This is a genomic window from Reyranella sp. GW821-FHT12G01 (assembly GCF_058806575.1).
Map to the genome: position 1 here is coordinate 2,917,493 of NZ_JBXAPV010000001.1, position 17,607 is coordinate 2,935,099.

At 66.0% G+C, this 17,607-nt stretch carries 18 protein-coding genes; 8 read left to right on the forward strand and 10 right to left on the reverse strand.

Features of this window, described 5'->3' with window-relative positions; all coding sequences use genetic code 11:
• Positions 1-49: 49 nt before the first annotated feature.
• Positions 50-1,054: a 2-hydroxyacid dehydrogenase gene (locus AC1RP5_RS14115; protein ID WP_493111460.1), complete on the forward strand. Its 1,005-nt coding sequence runs from the start codon at positions 50-52 to the stop codon at positions 1,052-1,054.
• On the opposite strand, the gene AC1RP5_RS14120 is transcribed toward AC1RP5_RS14115, so the two are convergent.
• Positions 1,051-1,707: a SanA/YdcF family protein gene (locus AC1RP5_RS14120; RefSeq protein WP_493111462.1), complete on the reverse strand. Its 657-nt coding sequence runs from the start codon at positions 1,705-1,707 to the stop codon at positions 1,051-1,053. The genes AC1RP5_RS14115 and AC1RP5_RS14120 overlap by 4 nt on opposite strands.
• 45 nt (positions 1,708-1,752) lie before the next feature.
• Between AC1RP5_RS14120 and AC1RP5_RS14125 the strand changes: the two genes are divergently transcribed.
• Positions 1,753-3,378 carry a thiamine pyrophosphate-dependent enzyme gene (locus AC1RP5_RS14125; protein WP_493111463.1) on the forward strand — a complete coding sequence of 542 codons (1,626 nt, stop codon included), beginning with the start codon at positions 1,753-1,755 and terminating at the stop codon, positions 3,376-3,378.
• Positions 3,378-4,037 (forward strand): HAD family hydrolase, encoded by a 660-nt coding sequence (locus AC1RP5_RS14130; protein ID WP_493111465.1) that lies wholly within the window; start codon positions 3,378-3,380, stop codon positions 4,035-4,037. The genes AC1RP5_RS14125 and AC1RP5_RS14130 overlap by 1 nt, the downstream gene beginning before the upstream one ends.
• On the opposite strand, the gene AC1RP5_RS14135 is transcribed toward AC1RP5_RS14130, so the two are convergent.
• Genes AC1RP5_RS14135 through AC1RP5_RS14160 form a run of 6 tightly spaced genes read right to left on the reverse strand, consistent with a single transcriptional unit; the run spans position 4,027 to position 9,825 of the window.
• Positions 4,027-4,218: a DUF6726 family protein gene (locus tag AC1RP5_RS14135; protein WP_493111467.1), complete on the reverse strand. Its 192-nt coding sequence runs from the start codon at positions 4,216-4,218 to the stop codon at positions 4,027-4,029. The genes AC1RP5_RS14130 and AC1RP5_RS14135 overlap by 11 nt on opposite strands.
• A 36-nt stretch (positions 4,219-4,254) precedes the next feature.
• Positions 4,255-5,169, reverse strand: a complete 915-nt coding sequence (locus AC1RP5_RS14140; RefSeq protein WP_493111469.1) for an NAD-dependent epimerase/dehydratase family protein — start codon at positions 5,167-5,169, stop codon at positions 4,255-4,257.
• Positions 5,166-6,500: an ABC1 kinase family protein gene (locus AC1RP5_RS14145; RefSeq protein WP_493111470.1), complete on the reverse strand. Its 1,335-nt coding sequence runs from the start codon at positions 6,498-6,500 to the stop codon at positions 5,166-5,168. Before AC1RP5_RS14145 ends, AC1RP5_RS14140 begins: the two co-directional genes overlap by 4 nt.
• Positions 6,501-6,506: 6 nt before the next feature.
• A complete protein-coding gene (locus AC1RP5_RS14150) occupies positions 6,507-8,276 on the reverse strand; it encodes a M3 family oligoendopeptidase (RefSeq protein WP_493111472.1) in 1,770 nt (589 codons plus the stop codon).
• Positions 8,277-8,326: 50 nt separating this feature from the next.
• A complete protein-coding gene (locus AC1RP5_RS14155; RefSeq protein ID WP_493111473.1) occupies positions 8,327-8,851 on the reverse strand; it encodes an AAA family ATPase in 525 nt (174 codons plus the stop codon).
• Positions 8,851-9,825, reverse strand: coding sequence for an NAD-dependent epimerase/dehydratase family protein (locus tag AC1RP5_RS14160; RefSeq protein ID WP_493111475.1), 975 nt, complete (start codon positions 9,823-9,825; stop codon positions 8,851-8,853). Before AC1RP5_RS14160 ends, AC1RP5_RS14155 begins: the two co-directional genes overlap by 1 nt.
• Positions 9,826-9,999: 174 nt before the next feature.
• Here AC1RP5_RS14160 and AC1RP5_RS14165 point away from each other — a divergent pair, with 174 nt between their 5' ends.
• Positions 10,000-13,503: an indolepyruvate ferredoxin oxidoreductase family protein gene (locus tag AC1RP5_RS14165; protein ID WP_493111477.1), complete on the forward strand. Its 3,504-nt coding sequence runs from the start codon at positions 10,000-10,002 to the stop codon at positions 13,501-13,503.
• A gap of 126 nt (positions 13,504-13,629) precedes the next feature.
• Positions 13,630-14,847, forward strand: a complete 1,218-nt coding sequence (locus tag AC1RP5_RS14170) for an LLM class flavin-dependent oxidoreductase (RefSeq protein WP_493111479.1) — start codon at positions 13,630-13,632, stop codon at positions 14,845-14,847.
• A gap of 12 nt (positions 14,848-14,859) precedes the next feature.
• On the opposite strand, the gene AC1RP5_RS14175 is transcribed toward AC1RP5_RS14170, so the two are convergent.
• Positions 14,860-15,351, reverse strand: a complete 492-nt coding sequence (locus AC1RP5_RS14175; protein ID WP_493111480.1) for an Lrp/AsnC family transcriptional regulator — start codon at positions 15,349-15,351, stop codon at positions 14,860-14,862.
• Positions 15,352-15,475: 124 nt separating this feature from the next.
• On the opposite strand from AC1RP5_RS14175, the gene AC1RP5_RS14180 reads away from it, so the two are divergent.
• From AC1RP5_RS14180 to AC1RP5_RS14190, 3 genes are all read left to right on the forward strand, one after another.
• Entirely contained in the window at positions 15,476-15,862 is a 387-nt protein-coding gene (locus AC1RP5_RS14180) for a nuclear transport factor 2 family protein (protein WP_493111482.1), read from the forward strand.
• Positions 15,863-16,091: 229 nt separating this feature from the next.
• Positions 16,092-16,334, forward strand: coding sequence for a hypothetical protein (locus AC1RP5_RS14185; protein WP_493111483.1), 243 nt, complete (start codon positions 16,092-16,094; stop codon positions 16,332-16,334).
• Positions 16,335-16,428: 94 nt separating this feature from the next.
• Complete coding sequence (locus AC1RP5_RS14190) at positions 16,429-16,791, forward strand: PRC-barrel domain-containing protein (protein WP_493111484.1); 363 nt, start codon at positions 16,429-16,431, stop codon at positions 16,789-16,791.
• Between the two features lie 57 nt (positions 16,792-16,848).
• Here AC1RP5_RS14190 and AC1RP5_RS14195 read toward each other — a convergent pair whose 3' ends face one another.
• Together AC1RP5_RS14195 and AC1RP5_RS14200 are read right to left on the reverse strand one after the other, a co-directional pair.
• Positions 16,849-17,286, reverse strand: a complete 438-nt coding sequence (locus tag AC1RP5_RS14195; RefSeq protein WP_493111486.1) for a hypothetical protein — start codon at positions 17,284-17,286, stop codon at positions 16,849-16,851.
• A 29-nt stretch (positions 17,287-17,315) separates the two neighbouring features.
• Positions 17,316-17,606, reverse strand: coding sequence for a hypothetical protein (locus AC1RP5_RS14200; RefSeq protein WP_493111487.1), 291 nt, complete (start codon positions 17,604-17,606; stop codon positions 17,316-17,318).
• Between the last annotated feature and the right edge of the window lies 1 nt (position 17,607).

Here is a 17,607-nt window from a genome sequence, read left to right on the forward strand (position 1 = left end):
TGGAAGCCCCACGCTTACGGTCCGTCATGCCGCGTGCTAGGGCTCTACCATGGCTGAGCAACCCCACATCCTGACCGGTTTCCATTTCACCAAGACGACGCTCGCCTCCTTCGGGGAGCGCTGCAGGATCGTCGGGCAGATGCACAGTCCCACACCCACCCCGGCCGACATCCCGCCCGGCACCGCCGCCACCGTGCAGGCGATCGTCAGCACCGGCAGCGTCGGCATCTCCGACGCGATGATGGCCGCCCTGCCCCGGCTCTCGCTGTTCTGCTGCTACGGCACCGGCTACGAGCGCGTCGATCTGGAGGCCGCCCGCCGGCGCGGCATCATGATCACCCACGGTGCCGACGCCAACGCGCCGGACGTCGCCGAACTGGCGCTCGGCATCCTGCTGGCCTCGACCCGCCGGCTGGTGCGCGCCGACAAGATGATCCGTCGTGGCGAGTGGAAGCAACGCATCCCCAACCGGTTCGGCCCGATCGCCGGCCTGACCGGCGGCAAGGTCGGCATCCTGGGCCTCGGCGCCATCGGCCTGGAGTTCGCCAAGCGCATAAAAGGTTTCGACGTCGAGATCGGCTACTGCAACCGCAGCAAGCGCGGCGACGTCGATTTCCGGTATTTCCCCGACGTGATGAAGCTCGCGACCTGGTGCGACTATCTGATCGTCTGCCTGCGCTCGGACGCCTCGAACCGGCACATCATCAATGCCGACGTGCTGAAGGCGCTGGGCCCGCGCGGGCATGTGGTCAACATCTCGCGCGGCTGGGCGGTCGACGAGGCAGCGGTGGCCCACGCGCTGCGCAACGACATCATCGAAGGCGCGGCGCTCGACGTGTTCGACGAGGAGCCCTACACCGGCACCGAACTGCTCGACCTCGACAAGCTGGTGATGACGCCGCATTTCGGCGGCGGCACCGAGCACGCACAGCGCCGCATGACCGACCTGGTGTGCCGCAACCTCGACAATCACTTCGCCGGCAAGCCGGTCGTTTCGCCGGTGGCCGAGTTGCGCGAGTGGGCCAATTCTCCCGAGGCGCCGAAGCCGCGCTAGTTCGGCGGGTCCTTGCCGATGACGATGCGCGGGCCGGTGTATTTTGCCGGCGTGTCGAACCAGACGTCGAAGTAAGCACGCAACGCCGACGGGTAGCGCCGCAGAATCGTGACGATGCTGTAGGCGCGCACAACATCTTGCGCCTCGAAGCCCCAGGCCTCGATGCCCTGTTCGCGGGCGAGGAAGATCGCGCGGGAAAGATGGAAGCGCTGTGACACGATGATCATGCGCGTCTGACCGAACACCGATTCCGCCCGCAGGACCGAGTCGAGGGTGCGCAGGCCCGCGAAGTCGCGATAGATCGCCTCGGCCGGTACGCCGCGCTTGATCAGGCCGTCCCGCATCGCCGTCGGCTCATCGTAGTCGACACGGCTGTTGTCGCCGCTCACCAGCAGGTACTTCACCTTGCCGGTCTTGTAGAGCGCGGCCGCCGCATCGAGCCGGTAGACGAAGTAGCGGTTGGGACCGCCCTCGGGCCCGATCGGCGCGGCACCCAGGACCAGCGCCACCGGCACGTCGGGCAGCGTGGCGACGTCGGCGCTGATGTAAGGCGCGGCGATGGCCTCGAGCCGGCGCTCGGCAACCCAGGACAGGAGGGACAACAGGAGTGCTATCGCGCCCAGCGCGAGCACCGCGTACAACATCAGCCGCATGTCATCGCCTTGATCGCACTCCCCGCCGCCCCTAGAGAGCCAAGCATGCCCCGCCTCAGCACCGCCGAAGCCACGGTCGAAACCCTCCTGCGCCACGGCCTCGACACGGTATATGCCCTGCCCGGCCTGCATCAGGATCCGCTGTTCGACGCCTTCTATCATGCTTCGGACCGGCTGCGGGTGATCCATCCACGCCACGAGCAGACGGCGGCCTACATGGCGCTGGGCGCGGCGCTCGCGACCGGCAAGCCGCAGGCGTTCGGTGTCGTGCCTGGCCCTGGCCTGCTCAACGCCGGCGCGGCGCTGCTCACCGCGTACGGCATGAATGCGCCGGTGATCGGCCTGATCGGCCAGATCCCGCAGGCCGACATCGACAAGGGCCACGGCCATCTGCACGAGATCCACGATCAGTTGGGCCTCATGCGCCACATCACCAAATGGGCCGAGCGCATCCGCAGCCCGCAGGAAGCGCCCACCCTGGTCAGCCAGGCGATCTGGCACGCGACCTCGGGCCGACCGCGTCCCGTCGCGCTGGAATGCGCGCTCGACACCTGGGCCAAGCGCAGCGAGGTCGTGATTCCCGACGGACCGCTGCCCCTGCCACCCGAGACGATCGACGACGAGATGGTCGAGACGGCCGCGAAGATCCTCGGCAATGCGGAACGGCCGATCATCGTGCTGGGCGGCGGTGCGATGGATGCAACCGCCGAGGTGATCAGGCTCGCGGAGATACTCGAAGCGCCGGTCAGCTCTTATCGGCGCGGCCGAGGGATCATTCCCTCGTCGCACCGTCTCGCCGTCGACATGCCGATCGGCCATCGCTTGTGGAAGGACGCCGACGCCGTGCTGGCAATTGGCACGCGCTTCTTCATCCAGAACGGCAGCTGGGGCATCGACGACAAGCTCAAGGTCGTGCGGGTCGATATCGATCCCGACGAACCGGAGCGTTTCCGCAAGCCCGACGCCGCGCTCGTCGGCGATGCCGCGCCGCAGCTTCGCGCGCTGATCGCGGCGCTCGCCCGGCACAATCGCAAGCGGACCTCGCGCGCCGACGAACTTGCCGGCCATCGTGCCTGGCTGGCCGAACGCCTGTCGCGCCTGGAGCCGCAACTCTCGTTCCTGAAGGCGATCCGCAACGCGCTGCCGGAAGACGGCATCTTCGTCGACGAAGTCTCGCAGATGGGCTTCGCCTCGCGCGTCGCCCTCCCCTTCGAGAAGCCGCGCACGTTCCTGTCGCCCGGCTATCAGGACAATCTCGGCTGGGGCTTTGGCACGGCGCTGGGCGCCAAGGCCGCGATGCCCGACCGCAAGGTGCTGGCGATCGCGGGCGACGGCGGCTTCATGTACCAGGTTGGCGAACTCGCGACCGCCGTCCGTCACAATATCGCGGTCGTCGTGGTGGTGTTCGACAATGGTGCCTTCGGCAACGTGAAGCGCATCCAGCAGCAGAGCTACGGTAACCGGCTGATCGCCTCGGACCTGCAGAATCCCGACTTCGGAAAGCTGGCCGATTCGTTCGGTATCGCCTCGTTCAAGGCGCTCGACGCAAGGCAACTGGAAGACGTGTTGCACAAGGCGTTCGCCCTGAATGCACCGGCCCTGGTGTGGGTCCCCCACGGTGACGTGCCGAGCCCGTGGGACATGATCATGATGCCGAGAGTACGAGGGTAATGGAGCTTCCGCGTCGCCCGCAGGCCGTCATCTTCGACATGGACGGCCTCATCTTCGATACCGAGCATCTCTATCAGGAAGCGATCATGGAGGCCGCCCGGGAAGTCGGCCAGCCGATGACGGCGGAGATCTTCCACGGCATGATCGGCAGGCCGTGGCTGCTGACGCGCCAGTTCCTCGTCGAACATTACGGACCGTCTTTCGCCGTCGACGCATTCAGGGCCGCCTGGAATCGCCATTTCGACGTGATCGTCGAGACGCGCCTGTCGCTGAAGCCGGGCGTGGTCGAGCTGCTGGAAGTGCTCGATCAACTGGACCTGCCCCGTGCCATCGCCACGTCCTCTGCGCACAGCACGGTCCGGCATCATCTGGCGGCTCACAAGTTGACCGATCGTTTTCACCATGTCGTGGCGCATGGCGACTACGCGGCCGGCAAGCCGGCGCCCGATCCCTACCTCAAGGCGGCGGCATTGCTGGGCGTCGCTCCGGGCGACTGCCTGGCGCTGGAGGATTCGCACAATGGAGTGAGGTCGGCCGCCGCAGCCGGCGCCATGACCGTGATGGTGCCCGACCTGCTCGAGGCCACCGACGAGATCAACGAACTCTGCGCGCTGGTCCTGCCGGACCTGCACGCTGTCCGCCACCTCATCAATCGATAGCGTCGGCCGTCTTGTCGAGCGGGTAAGCCACGACGTCGCCCGCGACCGGCACGATCTTGGCCGTCGCGCTGGTCACCCGGACCGGAAAGGCCACGACGCCACAGCCCGACAAGGCCGCTGCCATAGCCAGAAGCACCGCGGCACCGACAAGACGCTTGGGATGGAGAATGCGGGTCATCATGCCCTGAAAACGCCCGTGAGCCGGAATCGTTGCAGCCTACCGCAGCGCAGCAAGAACCTCGCGGAAACCCGTGCGGCAGGTAAAACCCAGCACGCGCTTGGCCTTGCTCGCGTCGTAAACACGATCGATCGTGTCGAACATCGTCCAACCGAGCCGTTCATAGAGCGCGCGATATTCAGGGAACAAGCGAGCCACCACTGACGGCGCATCCACGATCAACTCGCGGCAGTCCTCGCGGCCGAAAGGTGTAGGCGCAGAGACGATGAACGTGTCGAAGCCGATGTCCTTCGCCTTCGCGAGCGCCACGACATGCGCCTCGGCCGCATCCTCGACGCTAAGGCGCCGGAACAGGAACTCGTTGGCCTTGGTGTTCTCACCCGACTGCCTGATGGCATGCGCCATGTCGTCTTCCTCGGGGAAGAAACGCGAGGTACGCAACACGAGCACGGGCAGCTTGTGCAAATGATTGAACAGACGGCACAGTTCCTCGGCCGCGAGCTTGGTGACGCCGTAGATGTTGCGTGGCTTAAGCGGCGCCATCGTCTCGTCGATCCACACCGCCTCCTTCGCGCCGCCCGCCTTCCCGTCGCGGATCTCCTGCGAGATCATCAGCGACGTCGTCGACGTGAAGACGAAGCGGTCGACCGCAGAGCCCGGCGCCACCGCCTCCTCCAGCAGGTTCAGCGTGCCTTGCACGTTGACGGCGACGAACTCCGAATTGTCGTGGGTCTCGATGTGCGGCTTGTGACGCGCGGCAGCGTGCACGATCGCGGTGATGCCCTCGTCCTCGATCACGTGACGGACCAGAGCGCGATCGACGACCGAGCCCACGACGGAAGTGGTCGCACCGGGCTCGGGATCGAGGCCCACGACCCTGTGCCCGTCGCGGACAAGCCGGGGTACCAGGGTCTGGCCAAGCCAGCCCGACGAACCGGTGACGAGGATGTTCACGCGAGCCCGACTTCTTTCAGGGCCAGGTCCTGCCGTGCGGCCAACGCACCGACGTCGAAGCCCTCGATCAGGTTCTCGAAGAGCTGGTGCCAGTTGATCGAGGCACGGAGATGGATGAACACCGAGCCGAGGCCGATCGCGGCGCGGTCCATGAACACGAATTCGCGCGGCGGCCGCACGCCGCCCATCTTGCGCAGCTCGCCGAACACGTTCTGCGCCATCTCGCGACCGTAACCTTCGGCCATGCCCTCGGTAAGGCGGCGCGGTCGATCGTCCATCAGCGGTCCGTAGAGGAAGGCGGCCCAGCGATTGAGGATGGCGACCATTTCCTTGCTGAGACCGGTAAAGCCCCAATCCTCGTAGGCCGCAACGGCTCGCGCCTCGTCGTCGGTCATCAGTGCGCGGTAGAGCTCGATGGAGCCGCGCACGAAGCGCGGCGGGAAGATGCGGATACAGCCAAAATCCATCAGGTTCACCGAACCGTCCGGCCGTACCGAATAGTTGCCGAGATGCGGGTCGCCATGGATCGCGCCGTAGAAATAGAACGGCACGTACCAGGCCCGGAACATCGCGATGGCAAGCGCGTCGCGCTCCTCCTGCGAGCGGGTCTTCCAGTTGAGCAGCGGCTCGCCGCTCAGCCAGTCCATGGTCAGCAGGCGCTCGGTCGAATGCGAAGCCACGACGCCAGGCACGTGCACCTGGCTCTCGTCGCGCAGCATGTGGCGGTAGAGCGCGGCATGCTTTGCTTCGCGGCGATAGTCGAGCTCCTCGCGCAGGCGGTTGGTGATCTCGGCATGGATTTCGTCGGTGCGGATCGCCGGATCGAAGCGCTGGCCGATCGCGAACACCATCTTGAGCTGGTTGAGATCGGCTTCGAGTGCCGAAGTCATATCGGGATATTGCAGCTTCGCCGCCACTTCGCGCCCGTCGAGCAGCGACGCGCGATGGACTTGGCCCAGCGAGGCGGCAAACGACGCCTCCTTGTCGAAGCGCGCGAACTTCGCCTGCCAATCCGGTCCCAGCTCCGAGGCCATGCGACGGCGAACGAAGGCCCAGCCCATGGCGGGTGCGTTGGCCTGCAACTGTGCAAGCTCGCGGGCATATTCAGGCGGCAGCGCATCGGGGATGGTGGCGAGCAGCTGCGCTGCCTTCATCAACGGGCCTTTCAGCCCGCCCAACGCCGCCTTCAGTTCGCCGGCATGCTTGTCGCGGTCGAGGTTGAAGCCGAGATAGCGCTGCCCCGCGAGCTTGACCGCCAGCCCGCCGACCGACGTGCCGACCCGCGCATAGCGGCCGAGCCGCCCGCCGAGGGAATCGCCTTCGTCTGCCATCGCGGCCTACAGCTTCTCCAGCTCGTCGATGAAGCCCGAGATGACGTCGAGTCCCTTGTCCCAGAAGGCGGGATCCGAGGCATCGAGGCCGAACGGCGCTAAAAGTTCCTTGTGCCGCTTCACGCCGCCCGAGCGCAGCATGTCGAGGTACTTCTCCTGGAAGCCGTCGGGCTTGGCCTGATAGGCAGCGTAAAGCGAGTTCACCAGGCAGTCGCCGAACGCGTAGGCGTAGACGTAGAACGGCGAATGAATAAAGTGCCCGATATACGACCAGTAATACTTGTACTCGTCGTCGTAGCGGAAAGCCGGACCGAGGCTCTCCTTCTGCACCGCCATCCAGATCTCGCCGATCGCATCGGGCGTCAGCTCACCCTCGCGGCGCGCCATGTGGATGCGCGATTCGAAATCGTAGAACGCGATCTGGCGCACCACGGTGTTCAGCATGTCCTCGACCTTGCCGGCCAGCATCGCCTTGCGCGTGGCCTTGTCCGGCGCGGTCTTGAGCAGCGACTGGAAGGTCAGCATCTCGCCGAACACCGACGCGGTCTCGGCAAGCGTCAGCGGCGTGTCAGCCATCAGCGGACCCTGCTTGGCCGCCAGGACCTGATGCACGCCGTGTCCCAGCTCGTGCGCCAGCGTCATCACGTCCCGCACCTTCCCCTGGTAGTTCAGCAGGAGATAGGGATGCGCCGACGGCACCGTCGGATGGGCGAAAGCGCCCGGAGACTTGCCCGGCCGCGCCGGCGCATCGATCCAGCCGGTGCCGAAGAACTTGCGCCCGACATCGGCCAGCTCGGGCGAGAAAGCGTGATAGGCGTCGAGCACGATCTTCTCGGCCTCGGGCCACGGGATCGTACGGTCGTCATGCTCGGGCAGCGGCGCGTTGCGGTCCCAGTAGGGCATCGTCTCGACGCCGAACCACTTGGCCTTCAGCTTGTAGTAACGGTGCGCGAGCTTCGGATAGGCGGCCTTCACCGACGCGGCGAGCGCATCGACGACCTCGTCCTCGACCACGTTGGCGAGGTTGCGGAACGATTGCGGCCTTGCGTACTTGCGCCAGCGGTCGTCGATCTCCTTGTCCTTGATCAGCGTGTTGGTGACCAGCGAGAAGACCGCGATATTGTCGCCCTGCACCTTGCCGAACGACTTGGCGGCTTCCTTGCGCACCGCGGCGTCCTTGTTCGACAGCTTGTCGAGGATCTGCGGCTCGCTCAGCATCTCGTTGCCGAACGGATAGCGCAGGCGCGCGATCGTCTCGTCGAACAGGCGCGACCAGGCGCTGCTGCCGACCACCGACTGGTCGTGCTGGAACTTCTCGAGCTCGTCGGAAAGCTGGTGCGGCCGGAACAGGCGCGCGTCGCGCAGCCACGGCGCGTACTTGGCGAGCTCCGGCGCCTTCAGCTTCTCTGCGAGATCGGCATCCTCGATCTTGTTGATCTCCAGCCGGAAGAACAGGAGCTTGGAGCCGACGTCGTTCAGCTTCTCGGAGATGTCCTGCGCGAAGCGATTGCGCTCGGGGTCGGACTGGTCCTGCGCCGAGTAGAGCTGCGCGTAGGAGCCGATGCGGCCCAGCAGGTCGCTCATCGCTTCGAGGCGCACGATCGCGCCGCCCAGCGCCTTCCCATCGAGCCCGACGATCTTGCCCTCGTAATCCCTGGCAAAAGCATCCGCTTCGGCGGCGGCGCGCTTCAGGTCGGCGTTAAGATCCGTCCCGCTCGGACTGGAATAGAGGTCGGCCAAGTTCCAGGTCGGCAGATCGCCCAGCACAACGTTCATCCAAAAACTCCCTGCGTCGCCCCTGATATGGGGGGCCGATCGTGGCGTGGCTAGAGGAAGCGCCGGATCTCGGCCACCCGATCTACCACGCTTCCCGGCTCGACGGGCACCAGCTCGAAGCCGTGCGCACGATAGGTGCGCTCATGCACCGCCTCGAAGCGAAGCGCGTCCTCCAGCCCGATCCGCCGTGCCGCCGTCGGCTCGACGAAGCCCATCAGCCGCACGAAAAAGACGCGCCGGTCATAAAATCCCGTTCGCTTCAGCTCCTCGATCTCCCGTCCCAGCAGGTCGGAGGGCGGATGGCCGAGGAACGTCGCCAGCGCCTCGGTGCAAAAGGCGGACCGGTCGTGGAACTGCGTCTCGCCCGACGCCGTCAGGCGCCGCTCTCGCTGGAGGGTCACGATACGGTCGATGAAACCCGGGTCGGTCCACGGCTCGGCGACGCCCCTGGCCTGCTCCAGCGCGATCACGTCGGTCGCCGCTTCCTCGACCGTCCCGAATCCTTCGGTCTCGAGTTGTCGCAGGAGCGTCGTCTTTCCCGCCCCGGGCGCGCCGGTCAGGATGAAGCGGCGCATCAGAGCCGGTTGTAGGCCTTGAACCAGTCGACGAAGAGCGGAATGCCCTGGTCGACGGTCACCTTGGGGGCCCAGCCGAAATCGCGGGTCGTATCGTCGATGTCGGCGGCCGTCTCCTGCATGTCGCCCGGTTCGCCGGGTTTCAGCTCGATAACAGCCTTCCTGCCCAGCGCCTTCTCGAACAGTGCGATCACGTCGGTGATCTCCTCGCTGCGCGAGGCGCCAAGATTGTAGAGCCGATGGCGGGCGGTCTCGGGCGGCTTGTCGAGTGCTGCCAGGGTGCCGGACACGATGTCGTCGATGTAACTGAAATCGCGCCGCAGCTTGCCGTGGTGATAGAGGTCGATCGTGCGGCCCTCGTGGATCGCGCGGGCGAAGATATACGGCGACATGTCGGGCCGGCCCCACGGCCCGTAGACCGTGAAATAGCGCAGGCCGGTGGCCTTGAGCCCGTACTGGTGGACGTAGGTCTCGGTCATCAGCTCGTCGGCCCGCTTGGTGGCGGCATAGAGCGAGACCGGATGGTCGACCGGGTCCTCGACGGCGAAGGGGATCTTGATGTTGCCGCCGTAGACCGACGAGGACGAGGCATAGACCAGGTGCTTGAGCTGCGGCCCCAGCCGGCGGGCCAGTTCGAGCAGGACGACCTGCCCCATCACGTTGGTCTGCACGTAGATATAGGGATCGACCTTGGAATGGCGGATGCCCGGCTGGGCGGCCAGGTGGACGATCCGGTCGATGTCGCCGTGACGGTCGGCCAGCCCCTGCATTACCGCGCGGTCGGAGATATCGGCCTCGACGAAGGTGAACCCGGCCGTCTCGCGCAGCGGCTTGACCCGGGCGAACTTCAGGACCGGGTCGTAGTAGTCGCTGAAATTGTCGATGCCGATCACCGTCTCGCCTCGGGCAAGCAGGGCGCGGGCGACGTGGGAGCCGATAAAGCCGGCGACACCGGTAACAAGGACTGAAGTCATGCGGCCGGACGCTTACAACATTTCACTTGGCGGTGACACCGTGAAACGGCAACGGCACTTACCCCGGCATCGGCGGACGTAAAACGTCGTTTTTGTGCCACCTCCGCGTTCCGCATTGCCCGGAACGTGCAAACGTCGCTACCGTCCCCATATTGAAATGTCAGGGAGGTTGCCATGCCCCTCGCGGTGACCCTGGACGACAAGTACGTACTGGAACGTGGACGCGTTTACCTGACCGGGACGCAGGCGCTGGTGCGCCTCCCCATGATGCAGCGCCAACGCGACCTCGCGGCCGGCCTCAACACCGGCGGCTACATCTCCGGCTATCGCGGCTCGCCGCTGGGCGGCTTCGACCAGGCGCTGTGGCAAGCCAAGAAATTCATCAAGAAGAGCCACATCGAGTTCCAGCCGGGCGTCAACGAGGACCTGGCCGCGACCGCCCTGTGGGGCACCCAGCAGATCCACCTCTATCCCGGCGCACGATACGACGGCGTTTTCGGCATGTGGTATGGCAAGGGCCCGGGCGTCGACCGTTCGGGCGACGTCCTGAAGCACGCCAACTACGCCGGCACGTCCAAGCATGGTGGCATCGTGGCCCTCGCGGGCGACGACCACATGGCCAAATCCTCGACCGTCGCCCACCAGAGCGAGCCGGCCTTCATGTCGGCCGGCATCCCGGTCATCCACCCGGCTGGCGTCCAGGAATATCTCGACTGGGGCCTCCACGCCTTCGCGATGTCGCGTTACTCGGGCCTATGGGTCGCCTTCAAGGTCCTGAGCGAGACCGTCGACAGCTCCGCCTCGGTCTACATCGACCCGCACCGGGTCGAGATCCACACGCCCACCGACTTCGTCCTGCCGCCCGACGGCGTGCATATCCGCTGGCCCGACGACTGGCTGGGCCAGGAGCGCCGCGTCGTCACGGTGAAGCAGCCCGCGGCACTCGCCTACTGGCGCGCCAACCGGCTCGACCGGCTGATGCTCGGCCGTCCCGACGCCCGCTTCGGCATCGTCACCGTCGGCAAATCCTATCTCGACGTGCGCCAGGCGCTGGACGAGCTAGGCCTCGACGACGCCGAGGCCGAGCGCCTGGGCCTCGCCATCTACAAGGTCGGCATGGTCTGGCCGCTGGAGACCGAGGGCGCCACCGCCTTCGCCGCCGGCAAGCGCGAGATCCTCGTCATCGAGGAGAAGCGCGCCCTGATCGAGCAGCAGCTCAAGGACGCGCTGTTCAACGCCCCCGCCGACCGCCGCCCCGTCGTGGTCGGCAAGACCGACGAGCGCGGCCAGATGCTGCTCAAGACCGACGGCGAGCTGACGCCCTTCGAGATCGCCTCGGCCATCGTCGCGCGCTTCGGCCTCGACTCATTCAGCAGCCGCACCAAGGAGCGCTTCGAAGCACTGAAGCGCCGTGCCGGCCGCCAGGTGCGCAACGAGGCCGGACTCGCCCGCGTCCCCTATTTCTGCTCCGGCTGCCCCCACAATACGTCGACCAAGGTGCCCGACGGTTCGATGGCGATGGCCGGCATCGGCTGCCACACACTCGCCATCGGCATGGAGCGCAACACCAAGACCTTCACCCACATGGGCGCCGAGGGCGCGCCGTGGGTCGGCGCCAGCCACTTCACCGACATGCCGCACGTCTTCCAGAACCTGGGCGACGGCACCTACTTCCATTCGGGCTATCTCGCGATCCGTCACGCGGTGGCGACCAACACCACCATCACCTACAAGATCCTCTACAACGACGCCGTCGCCATGACCGGCGGCCAGCCGCACGACGGCAACGTCCATCCCTGGACGATCAGCCAGCAGGTCCATGCCGAGGGCGTGCGCCGCATCGCGCTGGTGAGCGACGATCCCGACAAGTATCCGATCGGCACCGAATGGGCGCCGCACGTCACCTTCCATCACCGCGACCAGCTCGACGAAGTGCAACGCGAGCTGCGCGAGTACAAGGGCGTCTCGGTCCTGATCTACGACCAGACCTGCGCCGCCGAGAAGCGCCGCCGCCGCAAGCGCGGCACCTTCCCCGACCCCAACAAGCGCGTCTTCATCAACGAGGCCGTGTGCGAAGGCTGCGGCGACTGCTCCGTGAAGTCGAACTGCCTCTCGGTCGTGCCGGTCGAGACCGAGTTCGGCCGCAAGCGCGCCATCGACCAGTCGTCCTGCAACAAGGATTTCTCCTGCCTGAACGGCTTCTGCCCGTCGTTCGTCAGCGTCGAAGGCGGCTCGCTGAAGAAGGGCAAGGCGGTCGCCGCGAAGAAGACCGACGCTGCTACGGCCACGCCTGAGCCCGAGATGCCGGCCGCGCCGTCGTTGCCGTCGGTCGAGGACAAGCCCTACGGCGTTCTCATCACCGGCATCGGCGGCACCGGCGTCGTCACCATCGGCGCCATCATGGGCATGGCCGCCCATATCGAGGGCAAGGGCGCGACCGTGCTCGACCAGCTCGGCATGGCCCAGAAGGGCGGCGCGGTCATCAGCCACGTCCGCATCGGCGCGAATCCCGAGGCACTGCACGCCGTGCGCCTGGCTGCCGGCGGCGCCAACGTCCTGCTGGGCTGCGACCTCGTCGTCAGCGCCAGCCCTAACGCGCTGGCGAGCCTCGAGCCCGGCGTCTCACATGCCGTCGTCAACACGCACGAGACCATCACCGGCGAGTTCACCCGCCATCCCGACCTCGCCTTCCCGGCCAACACGCTGAAGCTCTCGGTCGAGGCCGCGGCCGGCGCCGACGGTGTCGAGTTCCTCGACGCGACCGGCATCGCCACGGCGCTGATGGGCGATTCGATCGCCACCAACATGTTCGTGCTGGGCTACGCCTACCAGAAGGGCCTGATCCCGCTCGCCCACGAGTCGATCGAGCGCGCCATCGAGCTGAATGGCGCCGCCGTGCCGATGAACCTCGCCGCCTTCCGCTGGGGCCGCCGCGCCGCCAACGACCGCGCCGCCGTCGAGAAGCTGGTCGCGCCGAAGGAGACGAAGAACAACGTCGTCGTCTTCGCCCGCACCCAGCCGAAGACGCTCGACGAGATCGTGGCCTCGCGCACCAGGCACCTGACCGGCTACCAGAACGCCGCCCTCGCCCAGCGTTACAAGGCGCTGGTCGACAAGGTCCGCGCCGCCGAACAGAAGACCGGCCTGACTGGCCTCGCCGAATCCGTCGCGCTCTATTACGCCAAGCTGCTCTCCTACAAGGACGAGTACGAGGTCGCGCGCCTCTACACCGAGGCCGCCTTCCAGGCCGGCCTCAGCAAGCAGTTCGACGGCGACTACAAGCTCAAATTCCACCTCGCCCCGCCGCTCTTCTCCAGCCGCGATCCGCAGACGGGCCAGCTCATCAAGCAGGAGTTCGGCGCCTGGATGCTCCCGGCCTTCCGGATTCTGGCGAAGCTCAAGGGCCTGCGCGGTACCGCCTTCGACGTCTTCGGCTACACCGAGGAACGCAAGACCGAACGCCGCCTGATCGCCGACTACGAGACGCTGATCACCGAACTGCTGGCGACCCTGTCAGCCCAGAACCACGCCCTCGCGATCAAGCTCGCCTCCATCCCCGACGACATCCGCGGCTACGGCCACGTGAAGGACGCGCACCTGGTAAAGGCCAAGAAGAAGGAAGCCGACCTGCTCCACCAGTGGCGCAACCCGGAAGCGATGAAGGCGGCGGCGGAGTAGCAGCAAGCCTGCCACTGGGCCCGCCAGCGGCCATTTCTATCGGCGGCTGGCCGTCTCTTCCTGCGGAACAGCCCCTATTTGCATGGAGTGCATTTAAGGTCATGCTTTCCCGTGGAGGAACGCACCATGAAATTCGGCATCTTCTACGAACTGCAACTGCCCCGTCCGTGGGCGCCGGGTGACGAGCATCGGCTCTATCAGAACGCACTCGACCAGATCGAGCTGGCGGACCGGCTGGGCTACGACCATGCGTGGCAGGTCGAGCATCACTTCCTCGAAGAGTATTCACACTCGCCGAGCCCCGAATCCTTCCTCGCCGCAGCGAGCCAGCGGACGAAGAACATCCGGTTGGGCCACGGCATCTTCCAAGTGACGACCAACCATCCCACGCGCGTCGCCGAGCGTGTGGCCACGCTCGACCTGCTGTCGAACGGGCGCTGCGAGTTCGGCATGGGCGAAAGCGCCTCGATCACCGAGCTGGAGCCGTTCGGCGTCACCATGGAGAACAAGCGCGAGATCTTCGAGGAAGCGGTCCGCGCCATCATGCCGATGTTCAAGGACGGGCCCAGCGAGCACCAGGGCAAGGTCTGGAACATCCCGTTGCGCATGGTCGTGCCGAAGCCGCTGCAGAAGCCGCATCCGCCGCTGTGGGTCGCCTGCTCGCAGCTGCAGACGCTGACCAAGGCCGGCGAATGGGGCATGGGCGCGCTCGGCTTCCAGTTCGTCTCGGCCGACGCCGCGCACGCCTGGGTGCACGCCTACTACAACGCCTTCGTGAAGCGGCAGAAGAAGCTTACCGACTACAAGACCAACCCGAACATCGCGCTGGTCAGCTTCTTCATGTGCGCCAAGACCGACGAGGAGGCGCGCGAGCGCGCCGACGGCGACACGTTCTTCCAGTTCGCGCTGCGCTTCTACGGCGCGTCGGCAGGCCGGCGGCGGCCGCCCGCCGGCACGGTCAACATGTGGGACGAGTACAACAAGTGGAAGAAGGAGAACCCGGAGCAGCATGCCGCGTCGCTGCGCGGCGGCCTGATCGGCTCTCCCGAAACCATCCGGCGCAAGCTGAAGAAGTTCCAGGCCTCGAACATCGACCAGGTCGTGCTGCTGAACCAGGCCGGCCGCAACGAGCATTCGCATATCTGCGAATCGCTCGAACTGTTCGCCAAGGAAGTGATGCCCGAGTTCCAGGGCGCCCACCCTGAGCTGCTGAAGTGGAAGGAGCGCGTGCTAAACCGCGACATCGAGCTGGAAGAAATCGATACGACGGCTTTCACCGATCGCTACGGCGGCACGATGAAGGCCATCACGCCGGCCACACAGGGCGTGCGCGCCGCGGAGTGACGGCGCGCCGCTTTAGCGGACGGCCTGGTCGAGGTGCTCCAGCGGGAGCGCCCCGCCCGCCTTCAGGGTCTGGATCGCGATGGTGCTCTTCACCTCGCGGACCAGCGGCAGGTTCAGCAGCTTGCCCACCAGGAAACGCTGGTAGGCATCGAGGTCGGGCACGGTGACCTCCAGCAGGTAGTCGGCCTCGCCGGCGACCATGTGGCAGGCGATGACTTCCGGGCAGGCGACCGCCTGCTCCTCGAAGCTGGTCGCGCGGTCGTCGGCATGGCCCTCGATCTTCACGCCGACGAAGACAGTGAGACCGAGACCGATCCGCTTGCGGCCCAGCATGCCGCGATAGCCTTCGATATATCCCTCGCGCTCCAACCGGTTGACCCGGCGCAGGCAGGGCGACGGCGACAGGCCGATCTTCTCGGCGAGGTCGACGTTGCTCAGTCGGCCGTCGGCCTGCAGGGCCGACAGAATGCGCCGGTCGATGGCGTCGAGATCCTCGTTTGGCACGCTCCCGCTCCTTGCCTTTCCAGTACGCAATATCGTGCCAAAAGATGAGGTTAAACGAGGCATAAAAGCAAGGACATACCCTCTGGTATCGCTGGAATGTAGCCGCCCTTCACAGGAGCCAGACATGACCCAGCACGACGGACTCGAGAGCTTTTCCATCCCCGGCGCGATCGCCGAGACGCTCCAGCGTTATATCGATGGTGCCCGGACAGGCGACATCGCCCTGCTGCGCTCGGCCTTCGCCGAGGGCGCGCGCGTGAGCGGCAGCTATGGCGGCAAGCCGGTCACGTGGAGCCTGGGCGAGTTCTGCGACGCCGTCGCCAAGGGCGGGCCGGCGCCCGGACTCGAGGCCCGCATCGTGTCGATCGATCCGGCGGGAGGGGCCGCCATGGCGCGCCTGGAAGCGCTCAACTGGCGCGGTACGCGCTACACCGACTTCTTCGTGATGGTCCGGCGCGAGGATGGCTGGCGGATCGATAGCAAGGTTTTCCACGCGCACGCCCGCGCCTGAGCGCTTCGTGCCGGCCGGTGGAAAAGGTTCCCTCCGGTCGCAGCAATGTCACAGACGGCACCGCACAAGTGCTGTTTGAGTTCGCTAGTGAACCCACAAACGGAAAACCGCACCGGAGATGCGGCGAGTTGATGTTGCCCTGCGGACAGGAATGGGCCTCTAGTTGTGCGAGGGGAAGACGATGTCACGCAGTTTGGAAGCTCCGCTTAGTCCCAACGAGGAGGTGACGTTGCGCCGTGTCGCGCTCGGCATTTCCCCGATGAAGGATCTCGCCCCGCGCGACCTCACCCGCCTGACCTCCCTCTCACTGGTTGAGATCGATGCCGGCGTGCCACGGCTCACGGATGTGGGCCGCCAGCGCTATCGCGCCCTGCCGCGCGCCGGCAGTGCGAAGGATGTGTCCTCGTATGAGGCGATGATTGCCGCCGTCGGCGAGAGGTTGCGCAAGACGGCCGATAAGACTTCTGAATAAGCATCTCGTCGGCACTGACTTTTCGCCAACTCCGGCAACTGGTCGGGTGAGCCTCGCGTTCCTCAGGCACCCCACCATCGAACAGGAGAGAGCGATGACCGACCTCACCATCACGCCGAAGAATCTGATCGCCGCCGAGCGCGTCAACGGCACCGACGTCTACAACCTCCAGGGCGACAAGCTCGGCACCGTCGAGGACATCATGATCGACAAGGTGAGCGGCCGCGCCATCTATGCGGTCATGTCGTTCGGCGGCTTCCTCGGCATCGGCGAGAAGCACCATCCGCTGCCGTGGTCGACGCTGAAGTACGACGAACGCCAGGGCGGCTATGTCGTGGCGCTCGACAAGAAGATCCTGGAAGACGCACCGGCCTACGACGATACCGAGGATTTCCGCTGGACGCCCGACTACGGCCGCCAGATCGACAAGTACTACGGCGTGCCGACCTACTGGTAAACGCGATACCCGTACGTGCCGGCCGGTTGTCCCTTCAGGGACGATCGGCCGGCATTTCTATGGCGTGACGTTCTGGCAGCCCGCGCCCTGCCAGCGATAGCCTTGCGCCGATCCCGACGCCATCGTCCACTCGACGATGCAGCTCTGGCGCACCAGGGTCGGCGGGAAACCGCCCATCGCGACCCAGAGACCGCCTCCCCAGCCCCAACCCCACCCACCGAAACGCTGGTACATGGGCGGCATGCCGGGATCGATGTAGGACGTGTCCCACCGCCATTGCAGGATCTTGGTGCCATCCTCGAGCTGGTAGGTATTGTCCGGGATGCGGCCCATGCTGCCGAGCAGCTTCGCTTCGGACGCGCCGGCCATCGCGCGCAACTGGCTGTCGAAGACCGCCTCGCGCTCCGCGCGCGTGGCACATCCGGCCGTCAGGGTCGCGAGACCCACGACGAGAGCGAAAGCCTTGAACAGCCGCGCGGTGGACATGGCGTCCATTCTAGCGCGCCGCGCACCGGCTTTCACCGCTATCTGATGGCGCCGAGCTTGATCTTGCACTCAACGGTGAGCTGGTTCGTGCGCTGGTCGTTGCAGGGCTTTTGCCGCTCGATCAGGACGGCGGACCAGTAGAAGACGAACACGCCCAGAATCCAGACGGTGATCGACCACCCCATGGCGCTGTCGAGCCGCTGATGGAAAGCCGGCGTCGCACGCGCTGGCGCCGCGATCGAAACGGCCGCCCGCACCGCCATGATGGTGAGTGGGAAAGTCGCCGCGCCGGATGCGAAGTAGAGAAGGATGACCGTGAGCGCGCTCATC